This window comes from Micromonospora sp. NBC_01699 (assembly GCF_036250065.1).
Lineage (GTDB): Bacteria > Actinomycetota > Actinomycetes > Mycobacteriales > Micromonosporaceae > Micromonospora_G.
Genome location: NZ_CP109199.1, coordinates 3,014,036 through 3,033,505 on the forward strand (window position 1 = coordinate 3,014,036; position 19,470 = coordinate 3,033,505).

General features: G+C 72.8%; 15 protein-coding genes and 1 riboswitch. Of the genes, 10 read left to right on the forward strand and 5 right to left on the reverse strand.

Going from position 1 to position 19,470, the window contains the following annotated elements; genetic code table 11:
- Positions 1–236: 236 nt before the first annotated feature.
- Complete coding sequence (locus tag OG792_RS13475) at positions 237–908, reverse strand: C40 family peptidase (protein ID WP_329109834.1); 672 nt, start codon at positions 906–908, stop codon at positions 237–239.
- A gap of 955 nt (positions 909–1,863) precedes the next feature.
- Between OG792_RS13475 and OG792_RS13480 the strand changes: the two genes are divergently transcribed.
- Entirely contained in the window at positions 1,864–2,739 is an 876-nt protein-coding gene (locus tag OG792_RS13480; protein ID WP_329109836.1) for an SMP-30/gluconolactonase/LRE family protein, read from the forward strand.
- Here the strand turns inward: OG792_RS13480 and OG792_RS13485 are convergent.
- Positions 2,651–3,289 carry a hypothetical protein gene (locus OG792_RS13485; protein ID WP_329109838.1) on the reverse strand — a complete coding sequence of 213 codons (639 nt, stop codon included), beginning with the start codon at positions 3,287–3,289 and terminating at the stop codon, positions 2,651–2,653. The two genes, OG792_RS13480 and OG792_RS13485, sit on opposite strands and share 89 nt — an antisense overlap.
- A 99-nt stretch (positions 3,290–3,388) precedes the next feature.
- A riboswitch (cobalamin riboswitch) is annotated at positions 3,389–3,511 on the forward strand.
- Positions 3,512–3,595: 84 nt separating this feature from the next.
- Here OG792_RS13485 and OG792_RS13490 point away from each other — a divergent pair.
- The 7 genes from OG792_RS13490 to cobM all read left to right on the forward strand — a co-directional run bounded on the left by OG792_RS13490 (position 3,596) and on the right by cobM (position 10,684).
- On the forward strand, positions 3,596–5,626 hold the full coding sequence (locus OG792_RS13490) for a VWA domain-containing protein (protein ID WP_329109840.1): 2,031 nt from the start codon (positions 3,596–3,598) through the stop codon (positions 5,624–5,626).
- Positions 5,627–5,659: 33 nt separating this feature from the next.
- Complete coding sequence (gene cobO, locus OG792_RS13495; RefSeq protein WP_329109841.1) at positions 5,660–6,262, forward strand: cob(I)yrinic acid a,c-diamide adenosyltransferase; 603 nt, start codon at positions 5,660–5,662, stop codon at positions 6,260–6,262.
- Complete coding sequence (locus OG792_RS13500; RefSeq protein WP_329109843.1) at positions 6,256–7,605, forward strand: cobyrinate a,c-diamide synthase; 1,350 nt, start codon at positions 6,256–6,258, stop codon at positions 7,603–7,605. The genes cobO and OG792_RS13500 overlap by 7 nt, the downstream gene beginning before the upstream one ends.
- Positions 7,596–8,132 (forward strand): cobalamin biosynthesis protein, encoded by a 537-nt coding sequence (locus OG792_RS13505; RefSeq protein ID WP_329109844.1) that lies wholly within the window; start codon positions 7,596–7,598, stop codon positions 8,130–8,132. The genes OG792_RS13500 and OG792_RS13505 overlap by 10 nt, the downstream gene beginning before the upstream one ends.
- Positions 8,129–8,545: a pyridoxamine 5'-phosphate oxidase family protein gene (locus OG792_RS13510; protein ID WP_329109845.1), complete on the forward strand. Its 417-nt coding sequence runs from the start codon at positions 8,129–8,131 to the stop codon at positions 8,543–8,545. Before OG792_RS13505 ends, OG792_RS13510 begins: the two co-directional genes overlap by 4 nt.
- 100 nt (positions 8,546–8,645) lie before the next feature.
- Positions 8,646–9,944, forward strand: coding sequence for a precorrin-6y C5,15-methyltransferase (decarboxylating) subunit CbiE (cbiE, locus tag OG792_RS13515; RefSeq protein WP_329109846.1), 1,299 nt, complete (start codon positions 8,646–8,648; stop codon positions 9,942–9,944).
- Complete coding sequence (gene cobM, locus OG792_RS13520; RefSeq protein WP_329109847.1) at positions 9,941–10,684, forward strand: precorrin-4 C(11)-methyltransferase; 744 nt, start codon at positions 9,941–9,943, stop codon at positions 10,682–10,684. Before cbiE ends, cobM begins: the two co-directional genes overlap by 4 nt.
- Positions 10,685–10,914: 230 nt before the next feature.
- Here cobM and OG792_RS13525 read toward each other — a convergent pair whose 3' ends face one another.
- Positions 10,915–12,003, reverse strand: a complete 1,089-nt coding sequence (locus OG792_RS13525; RefSeq protein WP_329109848.1) for a cobalt-precorrin-5B (C(1))-methyltransferase — start codon at positions 12,001–12,003, stop codon at positions 10,915–10,917.
- 47 nt (positions 12,004–12,050) lie between these two features.
- Between OG792_RS13525 and OG792_RS13530 the strand changes: the two genes are divergently transcribed.
- Both OG792_RS13530 and OG792_RS13535 read left to right on the forward strand, forming a co-directional pair.
- Complete coding sequence (locus tag OG792_RS13530; protein ID WP_329109849.1) at positions 12,051–12,800, forward strand: cobalt-precorrin-6A reductase; 750 nt, start codon at positions 12,051–12,053, stop codon at positions 12,798–12,800.
- A 295-nt stretch (positions 12,801–13,095) separates the two neighbouring features.
- A complete protein-coding gene (locus OG792_RS13535) occupies positions 13,096–14,442 on the forward strand; it encodes a DUF1996 domain-containing protein (RefSeq protein ID WP_329109850.1) in 1,347 nt (448 codons plus the stop codon).
- A gap of 132 nt (positions 14,443–14,574) precedes the next feature.
- Here the strand turns inward: OG792_RS13535 and OG792_RS13540 are convergent, their stop codons facing one another.
- Both OG792_RS13540 and OG792_RS13545 read right to left on the reverse strand, forming a co-directional pair.
- Positions 14,575–15,624 carry a LacI family DNA-binding transcriptional regulator gene (locus OG792_RS13540; protein WP_329109852.1) on the reverse strand — a complete coding sequence of 350 codons (1,050 nt, stop codon included), beginning with the start codon at positions 15,622–15,624 and terminating at the stop codon, positions 14,575–14,577.
- 134 nt (positions 15,625–15,758) lie between these two features.
- Positions 15,759–19,232, reverse strand: a complete 3,474-nt coding sequence (locus OG792_RS13545) for a discoidin domain-containing protein (protein WP_329109853.1) — start codon at positions 19,230–19,232, stop codon at positions 15,759–15,761.
- Positions 19,233–19,470 lie beyond the last annotated feature (238 nt).

Sequence of the window (19,470 nt, forward strand, 5' to 3'; positions counted from 1 at the left end):
GCGGGCGCTGAGGCGGGAAACCTCGTACGAGGCGCAGCGGCCGGGTCCGGCAGTTCAGCCGGGCTCGGCCGCTGCTCGGCCGGTTACCCGACGGCGATCCGTCCACCAACGACGGGCGGTGCCCGGAGCAACACTGCTCCGGGCACCACGTGCTGATCCGTCTTGCCGGTCGGGCTACCGGCCTCCGCCGCGTGCGCGGGCCGGTGGTTCCGGGCTACCGGAACCGCGGTCGGGGCCTACAGGAACCGGTACGCGGTTCCACCCCGGACGGTGCCGATCCGTACGCCCGTGCTGGGCTTCGTCGCCGCGACCATCCTGTTGTTGCCCAGGTAGATGGCCACGTGACCGGGTGTGTAGATCACGTCGCCCGGCCTCCATTGGCCGGCCGGGACACGCTTGCCGCGGCTGGCGATCGCTCCGCTCTGGTGCGGCAACTTGATGCCGACCCGGGCGTAGCTCGCCGCGACCAGGCCACTACAGTCGAAACTGTTCGGGCCGGATGCACCGTAGACGTAGCGCTTGCCGACCTGGGCGAGCGCGTACGAGACGACCGTGCCGGCGGCGCCGGACGGGGGTTTGACGGTGGTTCCCGGCTTTGGGCTGCCGGTTGACTTCTTCCGCGCCGGTGCGGTGTTCGGGGTCGTACGCTTCGGAGTGCCGGCCGTACCCCGGCTCGGGGTCTTCGCCTTCTCCTTGGTTGCCTTCGCCTTCGGCGGCGTCGTCGCCGTGGCCGGGGTGGCGGGAGGTACCGGTGGAGTCATCGGTAGCCGGTGCGCGCGGTCGGCGCGTTCGGCGGCGAGCAGTCGGGCCTCGGTCGAGACCTCCAGAGCGGCGCTGGTCTTGACTGTCGCTGGTTCCGGATCGGGTCGGGCCCCGATGGCTGCCGGCGGGAGCCAGAGGGCGGTCACGGTCAGGACGGTGGTACCGGCTGCGAATCGATGCAGCGGATGCCGTACGTTCAGGGTCGCTCCAATGTCGGCCCGGTGCTCTCATGCGTGTCTCGGACGTTGCAACCGAGGTGCCGGCCGCAGGCCCGAAGTACCGGGCGAAACGGTATGGAAGTGCTCCGGCCGTAATGAGGGCCGCTCCGGACGCTAGGCGCTCACCGGATTGATCGCTTCTTCAGGTGAGCCGACTCACCCATACCAACGACTAGTTCGACGGAACGTCGCGGATACCTGCCCGATTGCCGTTTCAAACCACCTATATTGGTCCCTATTCGGGCAATCCTCAAGGGACTCGCCGGGCGATTCGCGGCCAAAAACGGCCCGCCCGCCCGGCCGCCGCCACGATCACCCGGAGGGTCCTGCGCTCGGCCGCTGTCCGTCCCGCCGGATCCGTGGCTCCCGGAGGATCACCTGGTAGAGGTGGAGGTCCACACCGCGTACGGCCCATCCGGGCGCCGCCGCTCGGTCCGGCGGCCGGGCCGAGCGGGCCGGGGTACGCGTTCGTGCTGACTTTGCCCCCGACCGCCCCGCGGCTGCCCGTACCGCCGAGGTCGAACCGGTCCGGCCGGGTTCGAACCGGTCCAGGTAATTCTTTTCCCATTCACGTTTTCGGCATCGAAGGCGGACCAATACCCGGACGGTCCGGGCGCACACCGCCCCCCGCGACCGAACGCCGCCGTCGACCCGTCACACCCGGCCGACCGAAGCTCGGTCGGTGGGGTTGAGTCGGCGGCGAAAACGCACCACAAAGGACATAGTGCTCTACGGTGGATAGTGTGCTGTGTACACATCGGCCCGTTCGATTCCGGTGGTCGACCACTGTCTGCGCCCCGCCGGTGCTCGACCACGAGCCCGGCCGCGCCGTACGCTGATCCGCCCCGCGTGTGCCGGTCACCGACCATCCCTGGAGGAGACGATGCGGCTCACCGAGCCGACCCCGTGGAGCGACGACCGGTTCGAGCTGGGCGAGGGAGCCCGCTGGGTGGATGGCCGACTGGTCCTGGTCGACCTGCTCGCCGGCCGGCTGCTGGAAACCACCGGCGACGCCCCCGCTCCGCTGCGGGAACTCCGGCGGCTGGACGCCCCGCTCGGCGCGGTGGCGCCGATCGCCGGGCAGCCCGGCGACTGGCTGGCCGCCACCGGGACCGGCATCGCCGTGCTCACCGGCACCGACGGTTACCGGCGGATCGCCGACCTGGAGAGCGGCAATCCCGCACCCGCCAGGATGAACGACGCGATCGCCGACCCGCACGGCCGCTTCTGGGCCGGCAGCATGGCGTACGACAGCACCCCCGGCGCCGGCACCCTCTACCGGTACGCGGGCGCTGGCGCACCGGTCCCCGTGGTCACCGGCCTGACGATCGCCAACGGGCCCGCGTTCGACGCCGGCGGCACCACCATGTACCTCGCCGACACCCCTCGCGGCGAGGTGGACCGGTTCACCGTCGCCCCGCGTACCGGGGACCTCTCCGGCCGGGAGCCGTTCGTGCGGCTCACCGCCGCCGAGGGCCTGCCGGATGGCATGACGGTCGACGCGGCCGGCCACCTCTGGATCGCCCTCTGGGGCGGGTACGCCGTCCGCCGCTACCGCCCCGACGGCACCCTCGACCGCGAACTGCGCCTACCAACCGCCCAACCCACCAGCGTCTGCCTGGGTGGCCCGAACCTGACCCGCCTGTTCATCACCACCGCCCACCAGACCCTCACCACCCCCCACCGGATCGACGGCGCCCTCCTGGCCATCGACACCACCACCCCCGGCCTCCCCACCCACCCCGCCACCCTTCGTTGATCATGAAGTTAACGACACTTTCGAGCCCATAATTCCGCGCTAACTTCATGGTCAACGAGGGGATTGGGTGATCTGTTCGGCGTTCACCGCCTATCCGGTGAGTCGGTGCAGCAGGGTTCGCCGGCCGCGAGCCGAAGACCAGCAGGAACGTCGCCTCCCGGACCAGCCGTTGGGTGACGTCGACCGTACGGCTGGCGTTGACCGCGACCAGGCCGAACGTGTGCACGCTGAGGCCACGGGCCGGGGCGGCGTCGAGCAGGAAGTAGTGGATCAGATCGTCCCCGTCGCGGGCGGCCAGGTACAGGGTGTCGACCAGACCCCAACCGGTGACCCACGGGGCGGTGCCGTCGAGCAGGTAACCGTCGTCGGTCCGGCGTACCCGCAGCGGAGCCGGACCGGGACGCGGCCCGGCCAACACGGTCGCGCACCGGCGCTCGCCCCGGGTCAGCGGACCCAGCCAGGTCTCCCGGATCCCCGGGCGGTCGCTGTTGCTCGCGGCGAGAACCGCGCCGTGATGCTGGATCCAGACGAACGTGGTGGCCGCCCCCACCACAGGTCCGGCGCGACGTCGGTCGCCGGGCGGTCACCGTGCTCACGTTGACGACGGAGCGGTCCGTGGGACAGCATGGCCTGCACGAGCGGTGCGCGGAGGAACCCGGTGCGAGTCCGGGGCGGTCCCGCCACTGTGACCGGGGAGCGACCCCTCACGTACGGGCCACGGCCGAGCGGCCGGAAGGTCGAGGGGAAGCGTCGATCCGGGAGTCAGGAGACTCCGACCGCTCGGTGACACCCAGCCACACGCGGGCGTGGACACCCGCGGAAGGGACTTGAGCATGGCTGCACGCCTGAGCGGGCGATGACCCCGCCGTACCCGTTCTCCGCCGTCGTCGGCCTGGCCGAACTGCGACTGGCCCTGCTGCTCAACGCCGTCTCCCCGGCGATCGGCGGGGTGCTGGTCCGGGGCGAGAAGGGCACCGCGAAGTCGACCATCGTCCGGGCGCTCGCCGCGCTGCTGCCCGACGTCGACGTGGTGCCCGGCTGCCGGTTCGCCTGCGACCCGGCCAACCCGGACACCGACTGCCCGGACGGCCCGCACGAACCGGGCGCGGCCGCCCAGCGGCGCCGCGCCACCCTGGTCGAACTGCCGGTCGGCGCCACCGAGGACCGGGTCGTCGGCACCCTCGACCTGCAACGCGCCCTCGCCGACGGGATCAAGGCGTACGAGCCGGGGCTGCTCGCCGCCGCCCACCGGGGAGTGCTCTACGTCGACGAGGTGAACCTGCTGCCGGACCACCTGGTGGACCTGCTGCTCGACGCCGCCGCGATGGGGCGGGCGCACGTCGAACGGGACGGGGTGTCGGTCAAGCACGCCGCCCGGTTCCTGCTCGTCGGCACCATGAACCCGGAGGAGGGCGAACCCCGCCCCCAGCTGGTGGACCGGTTCGGGCTGGTCGTCGCGGTGACCGCGCCCCGCGAGGCGGCACCCCGGGCCGAGGTGGTCCGCCGGCGGCTGGCGTACGAGACGGATCCGGTGGGCTTCGCGGCGCGCTGGGTCGACGAGGACGCCGTACTCGCGGGGCGGATCGCGGTCGCCCGCCGACGGCTGCCCTCGGTACGGCTGCCCGACCGGGAACTGGACCGGATCGCCACCATCTGCCTCGGGTACGGGGTGGACGGGCTGCGCGCCGACATCGTGGTGGCCCGTACGGCGGTGGCGCTCGCCGCCTGGCACGACCGCGACGTGGTGAGCGCCGACGACGTGGCCGCCGCCGCCAGGCTGGCCCTGCCGCACCGCCGCCGCCGGGACCCGCTCGACCCGCCCGGCACCGACCAGGAAAAGCTCGAAGAACTGCTGCGTGAGCACGCCGCCGACACCGATCCGGAGCCCGACCCGCCGGCCGGACCGGACGACGATCCCGACGCCGGCCCGTCCGACGGCCCGCCGCAGGGACCAGCCGGTGGCCCGCCACCGGGCGGACCCGACGGTGGCCCGGAAACGCCGGATCGGTCCGATGGGCACGACGGGCCGCCACCGCCGGCAACCGGACCGGAGCAGACCGGCCAGGACGAGCCGGTCGGCCAGGACGAGCAGCCCGCACCGGAGCAGCAGAAGCCGAGCGCCGGGAACCAGCCCACGGTCGCGGCGACGAGTCCGTACCGGACCCGCGCGCTGGCGGTACGCGGACGAGGTACCGGTGCGCACACCGGTCGCCGCTCCCCGGCGTACGCCCGGCGGGGTCGGGTGGTCGGGTCCCGGCTGCCGGCCGGCCGGCTGACCAGCCTGCACCTGCCCGCCACCCTGCTCGCCACGGCCCGGCGCGGCGCCCGCACGGTCACGCCTGCGGACCTGCGCGAGGCGGTGCACGTCGGGCGGGAGGCGAACCTGGTGCTGTTCGTGGTGGACGCCTCCGGGTCGATGGCGGCGCGTCGCCGGATGGGGGTGGTGAAGACCGCCGTGCTGTCGCTGCTGCGCGACGCCTACCAGCGGCGGGACAAGATCGGCATGATCACGTTCCGGGGCACCGGGGCGAGTACGGTGCTGGAGCCGACGGCCAGCCACGAGGTCGGCGTGCTGCGGCTGGCCGAACTGCGCACGGGTGGCCGTACCCCGCTCGCCGCCGGCCTGCGTCAGGCGGCCCGGACCCTGGAGTCCGAACGCCGCCGCGACCCGCGCCGGCGGCCGCTGCTGGTGGTGGTGACCGACGGTAGGGCGACCAGTGGGCCCGACCCGCTGACCGTGGTGCCGTCGCTGGCCGCCGTCGCCTCGGTGGTGGTCGACTGCGAGTCCGGGCCGATCCGGCTCGGCCTGGCCCGGCGCCTGGCCACCGCCCTGGACGCCGACTGCGTCCCGCTGGACGCGTTGCACACTCTCGGAAAGGCGGCCTGAACGCCTTGCATACTCTCGGAAAGGCGGCCTGACGTGCCCCAGGGCAAGCCGGAGCAGGTACCCGACGACGGCCTCACCACCCGCGAGCGGCGCCGTCAGCCGGTCACGGCGGTGCACACCGGTCAGGGCAAGGGCAAGTCGACCGCCGCGTTCGGGATGGCGTTGCGGGCCTGGAGCGCGGGTTGGCCGATCGCCGTCTTCCAGTTCGTGAAGAGTCCGAAGTGGAAGGTCGGCGAGGAGACCGCCCTGCGTACGCTCGGCGACAGCGGCCGGGGCGGCAGCGTGGTCTGGCACAAGATGGGCGAGGGCTGGTCCTGGATCCAGCGCCCCGGCACCGAGCGCGACCACGCGGTCGAGGCGGCCGAGGGCTGGGCGCAGATCAAGCGGGACCTGGCCGCCGAGGCGTACCGGTTCTACGTGCTCGACGAGTTCACCTATCCGATCAAGTGGGGCTGGGTCGACATCGCCGACGTGGTCGCCACGCTGCGCGACCGACCGGGCAACCAGCACGTGGTGATCACCGGCCGGGACGCCCACCCGGACCTGGTCGACCTCGCCGACCTGGTCACCGAGATGACCAAGGTGAAGCACCCGATGGACGCCGGCCGCAAGGGCCAGCAGGGCATCGAGTGGTGACGGTTCCCCGACTGGTCATCGCGGCACCCGCCTCCGGGCACGGCAAGACGACGGTGGCCACCGGGCTGCTGGCCGCGTACGCCGCGCGGGGGGTGCGGGTGGCCGGGTTCAAGGTCGGCCCCGACTACATCGACCCCGGCTACCACACGCTCGCCGCCGGCCGTCCGGGGCGCAACCTGGACCCGGTCATGGTCGGCGAGGACCTGGTCGGGCCGCTGTTCGCGCACGGCGCGACCGGCGCCGACCTCGCCGTGGTCGAGGGCGTGATGGGACTGTACGACGGTCGCGTCGGCGCCGGTGACTTCGGCTCGACCGCGCACGTCGCCGCCCTGCTCGACGCCCCGGTGCTGCTCGTCGTCGACGCCTCCGCCCAGGCCCGTTCCGTCGCCGCCCTGGTGCACGGGTTCCGGTCCTTCGGCTCGGCCGCGACCGGGGCGATCCGGATCGCCGGGGTGCTGCTCAACCGGGTCGGTTCGGACCGGCACGAGCAGTTGCTCCGGGACGCCTGCGCCGAGGTCGGCACGCCGGTCCTGGGCGTGCTGCGCCGGCACGCGGTGATCGCCGCCCCGTCCCGTCACCTCGGCCTGGTACCGGCGGTGGAGCGGCGGGCCGAGGCGCTCGAATCGGTCGCCGCGCTGGCCAGCCTGATCACCGAGAGTGTGGACCTCGATGCCGTACTCGCGGTGGCCCGCAGCGCGCCGCCGCTGGCCGCCCGGCCGTGGGAACCGCCGACCTTCGCGGTGGCCGGGCCGCGCCCGGTGGTCGCGGTCGCCGGTGGTCCGGCTTTCAGCTTCGGGTACGCCGAGACCACCGAACTGCTCCGCGCCGCCGGTGCCGAGGTGGCCGTGGTCGACCCGCTGCACGACGAGGCACTGCCCGCCGGCACGGCCGCCCTGGTCGTCGGCGGCGGCTTCCCCGAGGTGTACGCCGACCAGCTCACCGCGAACGCCCCGCTGCGCGCCGAGGTGGCCCGGCTCGCCGCGTCCGGTGCCCCGATCGCCGCCGAGTGCGCCGGCCTGCTCTGGCTCTGCCACAGTCTGGACGGCGCCCCGATGTGCGGGGTGCTGGACGCCGAGGCGAAGATGACCGGCAAGCTCACCCTGGGCTACCGGGACGCGGTCGCGCTGACCGACAGCGTGCTGGCGCCGACCGGCACCCGGGTCACCGGGCACGAGTTCCACCGCACCACGGTCACCCCGCGAGCGGGTACGGCACCGGCCTGGGCCTGGCGGGACGCGGCACCGGAGGGCTTTGTCGCCGGTGGTGTGCACGCGTCGTACCTGCACCTGCACTGGGCCGGTGAGCCGTCGCTGGCGCGGAACCTGGTGGCCGGGTGCCGCTGATCGTCGGCGTCGGAGCCCGGTCGACGGTGCACGCCGACAACCTCGACACGCTGATCGGCGCGACCCTCGCCGCGTACGGGCTGGACCCGGCTCGGGTGACCGCGTTGGCGACGGTGGACCGGCGAGCAACAGGCCCGGCCCTGGTCGAGGTGGCCGCCCGCCGGGGCTGGCCGCTGCTCGGCTACCCGGCCGAGGAACTGGCCGGCGAGCCGGTGCCGCACCCGTCGCCCCTGGTCCGGTCCGTCGTCGGTACGCCGAGCGTGGCGGAGGCCGCCGCCCTGCACGCCGTACGGGACACCGGTGCCGAGCCGGTGCTCCTGGTCGGCAAGCACACCGACGGTACGGCCACGGTGGCGGTCGCCGCCCCGGCCGGCGAGACGGACACGTACCGTCACCAGGATGCCGGCGCCGACCGGCGCGGCGAACCCCAGCACGACGCCGACCGGCGCGGCGATCGCCGGCGCGGCGCGGACCAGCACAGCACGACTCGGCACGGTACGGATCAGCACAGCGAGGAGACGGTATGAGCGAGCGGACCGGCGGGAAGGTGGACCACCGGATCGAACCGGGCGACGGTGCGCTCGGGCAGTTCTGGCGGGAGCGGCACCTGTGCACGCTCACCACGATCCGGCCCAACGGCACCCCGCACGTGGTGCCGGTCGGCGTCACCTACGACATCGGGACCGGTCTGGCCCGGGTCATCTCCTCCCGTACCTCCCGCAAGGTCGTCCACCTGGCGGCTGCCGGTGGCCCGGTGGCGGTGTGCCAGGTCGACGGCCGCCGCTGGTCGACCCTGGAGGGACACGCGGTGATCCGCGACGACCCCGAGTCGGTGGCCGACGCCGAGCGCCGCTACGCCGAGCGTTACCGGCAGCCGCGGCCGAACCCGGAGCGGGTGGTCATCGAGATCCGGGTCACCCGCGTGCTCGGCAATGTCTGAGCGGCCCGACCCGGCCCCGCCGCCCGGCTCGGTCGTTTCCGGACGGCCCGACCCGGCGGATTCCGGCCGACGCGGCGGGGGCGGGTCCGGGACGACGGGCGTGGTGACCGTGGTCGGGATCGGCGCGGACGGCTGGGCCGGGTTGACCGGTCCGGCCCGCGCCGCGATCCGCGCGGCGGAGGTGCTGCTCGGCAGCGCCCGGCAACTCGCCCTGCTCCCCACGAACCCGCCCGCACCCCGGCAACCGGCTCCGGGCGACAACGCCCCGGCCCAAACGACATCTGACGCCCCGGTCGTAGCGACATCTCCGGAAGGCGTACCGGCCGAAACGCAACGGATCGCCTGGCCGTCGCCGATGCTGCCGGCGCTGCCCGGTCTGCTCGATGCCCACGCCGAGCGGGCGGTGTGCGTACTGGCCAGCGGTGATCCGATGTTCTTCGGCGTCGGTACGACCCTGACCCGACTGCTCGGACCCGAGCGGGTACGCGTGCTGCCGCACCCGTCGTCGGTCTCGCTCGCCTGCGCCCGGCTTGGTTGGCCGGTTGACGAGGTCGAGGTGGTCAGCGTGGTCGGGCGCGCGGTGGACCGACTGCACCGGTCGGTGCACCCGAATCGTCGGCTGCTCGTGCTCAGCGCCGACGGGCGTACCCCGGCGGCGGTGGCTGCCCTGCTCACCGGGCGTGGCTACGGTGACAGCGCGCTGACCGTGCTGGAGTCACTCGGCGGCGGCCCGGACGAGCGGGTCAGGTCCGGCACGGCGGCCGGCTGGGACCAGCCCGTCGGGGCGCTCAACATCGTCGCGGTGCACTGCCGGGCCGACCCGGACGCGGCGGCACGCCCGCTCGTGCCCGGTCTGCCCGACGACGCGTACGACCACGACGGCCAGTTGACCAAGCGGGAGATCCGGGCGGTGACGCTGGCCCGGTTGGCGCCGATCCCCGGCCAACTGCTCTGGGACATCGGCGGGGGCGCGGGCAGCATCGCGATCGAGTGGTCGCGTACGCACCCGTCCTGCCGGGCGGTGGCGATCGAACGGGAGCCGGCGCGGGCGGACAGGATCGCCCGGAACGCCGCCGCGCTCGGCGTTCCGGAGCTGATCGTCGTACGCGGTGCCGCGCCCGAGGCGCTGGCCGGACTCGAATCACCGGACGCGGTGTTCGTCGGTGGCGGGGTGACCGTGCCGGGGCTGGTCGACCGGTGCTGGCAGGCGTTGCGGCCGGGCGGACGGTTGGTGGTGAACGCGGTCACCCTGGAGTCCGAGCGGGTGGTGGCCGAGGCGTACGACCGGCTCGGTGGTGACCTGGTCCGGCTGGCGGTCCAGCGGGCGGCACCGGTCGGCAACTTCACCGGTTGGCGGCCGATGCTGCCGGTGACCCAGTGGACGGTGGTGAAACGGTGACGGTCTTCTTCATCGGTGCCGGTCCGGGTGCCGCGGACCTGATCACGGTCCGGGGCCGGGACCGGTTGGCCGCGGCACCGGTCTGCCTCTACGCCGGCAGCCTGGTCCCGCCGGAACTGCTCGACCACTGCCCGCCGGGGGCCAGGCTGGTCGACACCGCCAACCTCGACCTGGACCAGATCGTGGCCGAACTGCTCGCCGCGCACACTGCCGGGCTGGACGTGGCGCGGTTGCACTCCGGTGACCCGTCGGTGTTCAGCGCGGTGGCGGAGCAGATGCGTCGACTCGACGCGCACGGCGTGCCGTACGAGGTGGTGCCCGGGGTGCCCGCGTTCGCCGCTGCGGCGGCGGCGCTCGGCCGGGAGCTGACCGTGCCCGGGGTGGGTCAGACGGTGATCCTCACCCGGATCTCGGCTCGGGCCACGCCCATGCCGCCGGGGGAGGACCTGGCCACCCTCGGCCGCAGCCGGGCCACGCTGGTGCTGCACCTGGCCGTGCAACGGATCGAGCAACTGGTCGAGGAGCTCATCCCGAACTACGGCGAGGACTGTCCGGTGGCTGTGGTCGCCCGTGCCAGCCGCGCGGACGAACTGGTCCTCCGTGGCACCCTCGCGGACATCGCCGCTCAGGTCCGCGCCGCCGGCATCCTCCGCACCGCCGTGATCATCGTCGGCACCGTCCTCACCGCGGCCTCCTTCCCCGACAGCCACCTCTACTCCACCACCCGCTCCCGTGCCTAACCCCCACCCCACCCCCACCCCCACCCCCACCCCACCCCCACCCCACCCCCACCCCCACCCCCACCCCCACCCCACCCCACCCCCACCCCACCCCCCTCCCGCCGATCTTGCAGTTGTGGTGCCTCGCCGGTGTCCGGATTCACCCAGATTCACGGCCTTCGCGCACAGCCACAACTGCAAGATCGGCGGGGTGGGGCGGGGGAGAGGGCGGGGGCGGGGGAGGGGGCGGGTTAGGGGGTTTGGCCGACTATGGTGCCGGCTCGGTCGATTACCAGGACGTCGACCTTGACGGGGGAGCCGCGCAGGACCTCGGCGGCGGTGTTGCGGGCGCCGACGGCGACCAGGTCGCCGAGCGGCAGTCCGGCCGCCTGGCACTGGCGCAGCGCGTCCAGCGCCGTGTTGGCCCCGCGTACGCCCTCGATCAGGTCGGCTCCGCCGCCCGCCCCGGCGACCAACTCGGCCAGGGCCCGGAAGTCCACCTGCGATCGGCCGGAGTGCAGGTCGAGATGACCGTTGGCGAGTTTGGTCAGCTTGCCGATGCCGCCGGCCACGGTCAGCCGGGGGATCGGGTGCCGGCGCAGGTACTTCAGCACCGCCCCGGCGAAGTCGCCCATGTCGAGCAGGGCGTCGTCGGGCAGCCCGTACAGCTCGGTGGCGACGCGTTCCGAGGTGCTGCCGGTGCAGGCGGCCACGTGCTGGTGTCCGGCGGCGCGGGCCACGTCGATGCCGCGCCGGATGCTGTCGATCCAGGCCGAGCAGGAGTACGGCACCACGATGCCGGTGGTGCCGAGGATGGAGAGCCCACCGAGGATGCCCAGCCGGGGGTTCCAGGTGTGCCGGGCCAGCTCCTCGCCGTGCTCGACGGAGATCTCCACGTACACGTCCCCGGTGCCGCCGTGCCGGTCGGCGACCTGGGCCACCGCCCGGCGCATCATGTCCCGGGGGACCGGGTTGATCGCCGGTTCGCCGACCGGCAACGGCAGGCCCGGCTTGGTCACGGTGCCGACTCCCGGACCGGCCCGGAACACCACCCCGGCACCGGCCGGTGCCGGCCGCACGGTGGCGTACACCAGGGCGCCGTGGGTCACGTCGGGGTCGTCACCGGCGTCCTTCACCACGCCCGCGAGCGCCAGCCCGTCGCCCAGTTCCTCGCGCGCCAGCGCGAACACCGGCCGCTGCCCCTTCGGCAGGGTGATCTCCACCGGGTCCGGGAAGGAGCCGGTGAGCAGTGCGGTGTACGCGGCGGTGGTCGCCGCGGTGGCACAGGCCCCGGTCGTCCAGCCGTACCGCAGCTGGGTCGAGGTCCTGTCACTGGTCACCAGCTCAGCATGCCTGCCGGCCGGATCACCGCCGATCGGGGGGTCCGATGGACGGGCTGACCGTGCTGCTGCTCGGCGGCACCGGCGAGGCCCGTCGGCTGGCCGCGCTGCTGGCCCGGGAGCGACCGGATCTGCGGGTGGTCACCTCGCTCGCCGGTCGGGTGGCCCAACCGGCGCTGCCCGAGGGTGAGGTACGCGTCGGCGGCTTCGGCGGGCCGGCGGGGCTGGTCGAGTGGCTGCGTCGGGAACGGGTCGGCGCGGTGCTGGACGTCACCCATCCGTTCGCCGCTCGGATGAGTGCCACGGCGGTGACCGCCTGCGCGGAGGTCGGCGTGCCACTGCTGGTCGTACGCCGACCGGGCTGGACCGCGCAGCCCGGTGACGCCTGGCGGCGGGTGCCGTCGCTGGAGGCCGCCGCCGAGACGGTCGCCGAACTGGGCGAGCGGGTCTTCCTCACCACCGGACGGCAGAGTCTCGCCGCCTTCGCCGGCCTGGACCGGCAGTGGTTCCTGGTCCGCTCGGTCGATCCGCCCGAGCCGCCGTTGCCGCGCCGGCTGACGGTGGTGCTGGATCGTGGCCCGTTCACCCTGGACGCTGAGCTGGACCTGCTGCACCGGTACGCCGTCGACGTGCTGGTCACCAAGGACAGTGGCGGGAGCATGACGGCCGCGAAGTTGCACGCCGCCCGCCGGCTCGGCCTTCCGGTCGTCATGGTCGACCGGCCCCCGACCCCGCCCGCCGAAGAGGTGGAGCGCGTCGAGGACGTCCTGCCCTGGCTGTTGCGCCGGTCCGGCTGAGCCGCGTCCGCCGCTTCCACCCCCTCGCGGTAGTGAGCCAGGTCGATGTATTGACGGCTCGCAACATCGGCGTAACATTCCTTGGAGAGCGCTCTCCAACCGTACCGGTGACCGGCGCACGGGCAGCCCGCCGCGCCGCTGCTCGTACCGGTGCGGTGCCCCCAGTTCGGCGTGCCGCCGCCCGCCCGGGTGCGGCGGCGCGCCATCAAGCCATCCAGGAGCCCTCATGTCATCCAGGTCCGCACCAGCCGGGACCAGACCCGATCACCCCTTCCACCTTCGCCGGACGTTCGCCATGTTCGCGGCTCTCACCCTGGTCAGCGCGCTGATCGTGGTCACCGCGCCGACATCGCCCGCCGGCGCGGCCGTCAGTCTGCTCTCCCAGGGGCGCCCGACGACCTCGTCCACCGTGCAGAGCACCGGCACCCCGGCCGGCGCCGCCGTCGACGGCATCGCCGACACCCGCTGGTCCAGCGTTGCCACCGATCCGCAGTGGCTGCGGGTCGACCTCGGCGGCAGCGCCACCATCAGCCAGGTCGTGCTCCAGTGGGAGGCCGCCTACGCCCGCGCCTTCCAGATCCAGGTGTCCCCGGACGACGTCACCTGGACGTCCGTGTACACCACCGCCGCCGGATCCGGCGGCACCCAGACCCTGGCGGTGACCGGCACCGGCCGCTACGTCCGGATGTACGGCACCAGCCGCGCCACCGGCCACGGCTTCTCGCTCTGGGAGTTCAAGGTGTACGGCACACCGACGACCCCCATCCCGCCACCGCCCGGATACGTCCCGGCCAACCCGCCGGTGACCGGGGTTACGCCGTCGACCGCCACCCCGCCGCACCGCTACTTCCACGAGTTCCAGGCCAACTGCACGGTGACCCGGGACCTGCCGGACGACCCGATCGTCTTCCCCGGTCTGGCCGGGGCGTCGCACATGCACACCTTCATGGGCAACACCACGACCGACGCGAACAGCACCATCGGGTCGTTGCTCGCCGGTGGCACCTCCTGCAAGGTCCCCGGTGACAAGTCCGGCTACTGGATGCCCACCATGTACAACGGCAACCAGGTGGTCAGCCCGATCGGCCACCAGGTTATCTACTACAAGACCGGCGTGATCGACTACACCAGCGTCCGGCCGTTCCCGACCGGCCTGCGGTACGTCGTGGGCAGTCCCACCGACACCGCCGCCCAGTTCCTGGCCGGCTCGGTGGAGGGCTGGGAGTGCGGGGAGAGCTTCCGCAACGCCGACTTCCCGGCCACCTGTCCGGCCGGCAGCCAGCTCAACGTCCGCTACCAGTCACCGAGCTGCTGGAACGGCCTCTACCTGGACACCCCCGACCACAAGAGCCACATGGCGTACCCGGTGGACGGGATCTGCCCGACCACCCATCCGGTGGCCGTACCGATGGTCGAGTTCAAGATGGCCTTCCCGGTCAGCGGCAACATGTCCCAGGTGAGGCTGGCCAGTGGCCGGGGCTACTCGTTCCACTACGACTTCTACAACGCGTGGCAGTCGCCGACGCTGGCCGCGATGGTCGGTCACTGCATCAACGGTGGTCTCCAGTGCGACGCCCGGGGCTACGACCAGTTCCACCCGGAGGCCGGAGCCGCCCTGAACGACCGCTACGAACTGCCGTAACCCGAACCGACGAGCACGGGCGAGGGGCCGCACGCGATCGTGCGGCCCCGTCGTCCGGCGTCCGTGCCGCGCCGCGTCGCGGCCGGAAGTGGACCGGATGACGGCCTTGTGCACACGGCTGGCGACCGACGGTCACGCCGACCGGCGTTGCACCAGGTTCGGGTCGAAGATCACCGAGGTGACGCGCAGCTCCGGGTCGTCGATCCGGGCCAGCAGCAGGCGCGCGCTCTCCGCCGCCATGTCCTCCAGTGGGTGCCGGATGGTGGTCAGTGGCGGACGGGCGGCGAGCGCGGCGCTGCTGTCGTCGAAGCCGATCACGGCCACCTCGTCCGGCACCCGACGACCGGCCTCCCGCAGCGCCACCAGCGCTCCCTGGGCCATCAGGTCGTTGGCGACAAAGATGCCGTCGAGCGTCGGGTGCTGCCGGTGGAGCAGGTGCATGGCCTGCTCGCCGCTGTCGTGGGTGAAGTTGCCGGCGATGGAGGGTACATAGGGGTAGCCGTGGCGGGCCATCGCCCGCCGGAACCCGCCGATCCGGTCCTGACTGGCCGGAACGTCCACCGGGCCGCTGATCATGCCGATTCGTTGGCAGCCCCGGGCGACCAGGTGGTCGGCGGCGAGTGCGGCACCGCTGTCGTTGGCGACGTCGACGTAGCTGAGCGGTAGCGGGGTGGCCGGCCGGCCGATCAGCACCGCGGCGAGACCGGCGTCGGCCATCAGTCCCGGCAGGGAGTCCTGCGGGTGCAGGGAGAGGACGACCGCGCCGTCGGCCTGGCCCTGGCGCAGGTCACCGACGAGCCGGACCCTGGCCGGCTGGGTGCCGACCAGTTGCAGCGCCAGTTGGAGGCCGAGTGGGCGCAGCACGCTCATCAGTCCGCCGACCACCCGGCCGAAGAACGGGTCGGCGAAGAAGCGGCTCATGAACGGGTCGTCGTCGTGGTCCTCGGCATCGGAGACGACCAGGGCGATCGTGCCGGTACGGCGGGTGACCAGGGACCTGGCCGCCCGGTTCGGCACGTAGCCGGTCACCTCGACGGCGTGCCAGACCACCTCGTGCAGTTGTGGGTCGACGTTGCGGATCCCGTTGACGACCCGCGAGACGGTGGCCCGGGAGACGCCCGCGACCCGGGCCACGTCCTCCAGTGTGGGCAGCCGGGCACCGGCTCGGGTCTCACCGGTCATCGAGGGCGGCACCGATGCTCATGCCGGCATTTATAGCACGGCGGATGGAGAGCGCTCTCCAATCGATTGGCGGTCGGCGGGGATGGCGGGCGCCCGACCGGCACCCGCCATCCCCTCCCGTGCCCCGGGAGCGGTCAGCGGTAGACGCCGAACTCCCACAGCGAATACCCGTACCCGGTGGCCCGTTCGGTGCCGTTCATCCGTACGTATCTGCCGGTGCCGGAGATGGCGAGACTGTCGAAGCCACCGTTGCCGCTGGTGGTCGAGTAGACAGTGGTCCAGGTGGCACCGTCGGTCGAGGTCTGGATCTGGTACGACCTCGCGTACGCCGCCTCCCACGCCAGTTGTACGTGGTTGAAGGTGGTGACCGTACCGAGGTCGACCTGGATCGAGGCCGCTCCGACCCACTCACTCGCCCAGCGGGTGCCGAAGTTGCCGTCCACCGCGTACGACGGCAGTTGTGGCCCGGTCGGCCCGGTCGGCTGGTACGACGACGCCGTCGCCGGCTTGCCCAGCGCCACGTTGGTGCCGGGTACGGTCGGCGGCACCACCCGGAACGAGCGCTGCTCGATGCCGACGTTGCCGTGACCGTCGAACGCGTACACGTAGACCAGCCAGACGCCGAGCTGTTCCGGCGCCCGTACGGTGAATCGCCCGTTGCCGGTCTCGGTGAAGCTGACGTGGTCGAACCCGCGGTTGGCGTTGATGTGCTTGCTGTTGACCATCAGGTTGTAGCGGATCAGGTCCTGCTGCGGATCGGTCGCGGCCACCTCGACGGTGAACTGCCCGCCGGCCGGCACCGAGGTCGGCGAGCCGACCGTCATGGCGGTGATCTCCGGCGGTGTGTTCGCCGACGCCTGCCCGGTGTACGCCTGCCGCAGCGCGTGGTAGCCGAGCCGGCGCCAGCCGCCGGTGGTGACGTTCAGCCAGACCCCGCCGAAGTCGTTCTCCAACCCGTAGTGGAACTCGGTCGCGCCGAGCGCCACCCCCGGATGCGCCTTGATCGCGTTCCAGCTCGCCGTGTAGCCGGCCCGTTTCTCCAGGTCGGACGGCTCCTTGGCGACGCCGTTCGGGTCCGGGTCGACCTCCCACTCACCGGCCGGTCCGGCCTCGGTGACCAGGTACGGCTTCGTGTAACCACCGGCGATCCAGTCGGTCTTCACCGTGCCGATCGCGCCGTACGCGTTGACCGCCAGCAGGTCCAGCGCCGGCGCGTACGTCCGGTAGTAGGGCCAGGCCCCGGTCCACGCGTCGGTGGAGGTGACCGGGTGGTTCGGGTCGGCGGCGTGGATCGCCACCGCGACCTCGTTGACGAACCGCGCGTACGCCACCCGCCGCGCCTCGACCTCGGCGGCCGGCAACCCGTGATCCTGCATGGTCAGGATCACCTCGTTGCCCACGTCCCACATCAGCACGCCCTGGTAGCCCTTGAGCGCGTTGACCCGGGCCACGATCTCGTTCTTGGCGGCGGTCTTGTACGCGGTGTCGTTGACGTAGTCCGCGCCCTGGTTGAGCCAGTGCCCGACGACCACCTTGATGCCCTGCTGCGCGGCCCGGTTGAGCAGCGTCGGGGTCTGCGCGTCGTCCACGCCCCAGGTGCGGATGGTGTTCACGCCCGCGTTCTTCAGGTCGCGCATGTACCCGTCGGCCGCCGCCTGCGGCGGACCGTAGGTGAGCCCCTTCACCTCGTACGCTGCGCCGTTGACCTGTAGTTGCCAGTTGCCCTGGCTGCCGGTGACCCGGACCACGCTCGGCCCGGCCGGGGTGGCCGGGTCGGTCATCGCGGGCGGGACGGTGCCGGTGGCGCGGGCGACGGTCACCGAGTCGACGCTCAGCGTGCCGCCGGAGACGGTCTGCGGGGTCGGGGTGCTCTGGCCGGCGACCGCGTTCGGCAGCGAGCCGCCGATGGCGAGGTCGAACCGCAGATAGAAGGCGTGTTGCACGGCCGCCTGCCAGGCGGTCACACCGACCTGGCTCTGCCGGACCACCCAGGTCTGCCGGCCGTCGAGGTAGAACCGGATCTCCTCGTCGGTCTTCGTCCGGTCGATCACCTGGGCGTACTCGTGGTAGCCGGTCTGGCAGCCGGTGCAGCTCGCCAGCCCGCTGGTCCGACCGTTGTACTCGTTGCACACGCCCTCCGGTGCGGTGCCGCAGTGCAGGGTCTGGGAGAGCTGGCTGCGACCGTTGACGTCGGTCATGATGTCGGTCTCGCCGACGCCCGGCCAGTTGTTGAAGTTGCCCCGGTACGCCGACCCGGTGGCCCGGAAACCCGGCCAGTAACCGAGCGCGTTCGCCCCGTCCGGCTGCTTGAGCACCGCGCTGAACTTCAGCAGCTCACCGGGGCGGGGGGTGAAGTCGGCGCGCTGGGTCTCGATCCGACCCGAGGTCCAGTTGCCGGCCCCGTCCCGGATCGCCCGCAGGTTGAGCCGCCCGGCGCCGTCGAGAGAGACGTTGGCGGTCGACGCGCTCGCCGTCTCGACCGAGCCGGTGCCCCAGTTCGGCGCCCCGCCGGGATACTGCGTCCCGGTCCGGAGCAACCAGTTGGCCGCCGACGGGCCGGTGTTCGCCGGCCCGGTGAAGTCGTCGGTCCAGAGCGTGGTCCAGTCGCCGGGGACCGGGTCGGTCGGTCCGGGTGTGGTGGGCGTCGGGGTGGGGGTGTCGGTCCCGGTGCGCAGCTGTAGTTCGTACAGCGAGTAGCCGTAGCCGCTGGCCCGAACGGTGCCGTACATCCGCAGGTAGCGGCCGGTGGCGGTGAGCGGGATGGTCTGGGTGCCGCCGGTGCCGGTGGTCGTGGTGTACACGGCGGTCCAGGTGGTCCCGTCAGTCGAGGTCTGAATCTGGTACGCGCTGGCGTACGCGCCCTCCCAGATCAGGGTGACCTGACAGATCGGTTGCACGGTGCCGAGGTCGACGCGCAGCCACTGCGGGTCCGACCACTCCGAGGACCAGCGGGTGGCGGGGTTGCCGTCCACGGCCGCAGCGGCGGGTGTGTCCACGGCCTGGGCGGACGAGGCGGTGGCGGGACGGCCGAGGGCGGCGTTGCCGGTGCCGCAGCCGCCGGTCGGGTTGGGAGTGGGGGTGGCGCCGGTGGTGCCGTACACCTGGAGTTCGTAGAGCGAGTAGCCGTAGGTGCTGGACCGGGCGGTGCCGTACAGGCGCAGGTGGCGGCCGGTGCCGGTGACCGGGATGGTCTGGGTGCCGCCGGTGCCGGTGGTGGTGGAGTAGACGGTGGTCCAGGTGATCGTGTCGGCCGAGGTCTGGAGTTGGAACGCGCGGGCGTGGGCGCCCTCCCACCGCAGGACCACCTGGTTGATGGTGGCGGTGCTGCCCAGGTCGACCCGGATCCACTGTGGGTCGGACCACTGGCTCGACCAGCGGGTGCCGGGGTCGCCGTCGACCGCCGCCGAGGCGGGGGTGTCGGCGGCCTGGTCCGACGACGACACCACCGGACGGCCCTGGGACAGCAGCACATCGGCGGCGCTGGCCGGTGGCGGCGCCACGACCAGGTAGGCGGTGACCAGCGCGAGCAGGGCGACCGGTAGCAGGAGCTGCCAGCGTGGGGCTGGGACGGTCCGGCCGGCTGATGGGGGTGGGGGAACCGGGTACACGGTGGACTCCTGCCTCTCGACGACCAGGGGTCGCGGCGGGTGGGATCGGCGGGGGATGGGCCGGTGTCGATTGGAGAGCGCTCTCCGTATGGTCGAAGTGTTACGCCGGCTTTTCCGGCATGTCAAGAGAGTCATCGATGGATGGTGCTCGTTCTCGGTCGGATCCGGGCCGGGTTCGCCGGCTCGCCGCTCCGGGGGCGATCCGCGACCCCGCCACGCCTTGACACGGTTGCCCGAC

Coding starts and splice junctions, on each gene's coding strand:
- OG792_RS13480 (WP_329109836.1), top strand. CDS start 1,864: ATGCGGCTCACCGAGCCGACCCCGTGGAGCGACGACCGGTTCGAGCTG.
- OG792_RS13490 (WP_329109840.1), top strand. CDS start 3,596: ATGACCCCGCCGTACCCGTTCTCCGCCGTCGTCGGCCTGGCCGAACTG.
- OG792_RS13510 (WP_329109845.1), top strand. CDS start 8,129: ATGAGCGAGCGGACCGGCGGGAAGGTGGACCACCGGATCGAACCGGGC.
- OG792_RS13530 (WP_329109849.1), top strand. CDS start 12,051: ATGGACGGGCTGACCGTGCTGCTGCTCGGCGGCACCGGCGAGGCCCGT.
- OG792_RS13535 (WP_329109850.1), top strand. CDS start 13,096: ATGTTCGCGGCTCTCACCCTGGTCAGCGCGCTGATCGTGGTCACCGCG.
- OG792_RS13540 (WP_329109852.1), bottom strand. CDS start 15,624: ATGACCGGTGAGACCCGAGCCGGTGCCCGGCTGCCCACACTGGAGGAC.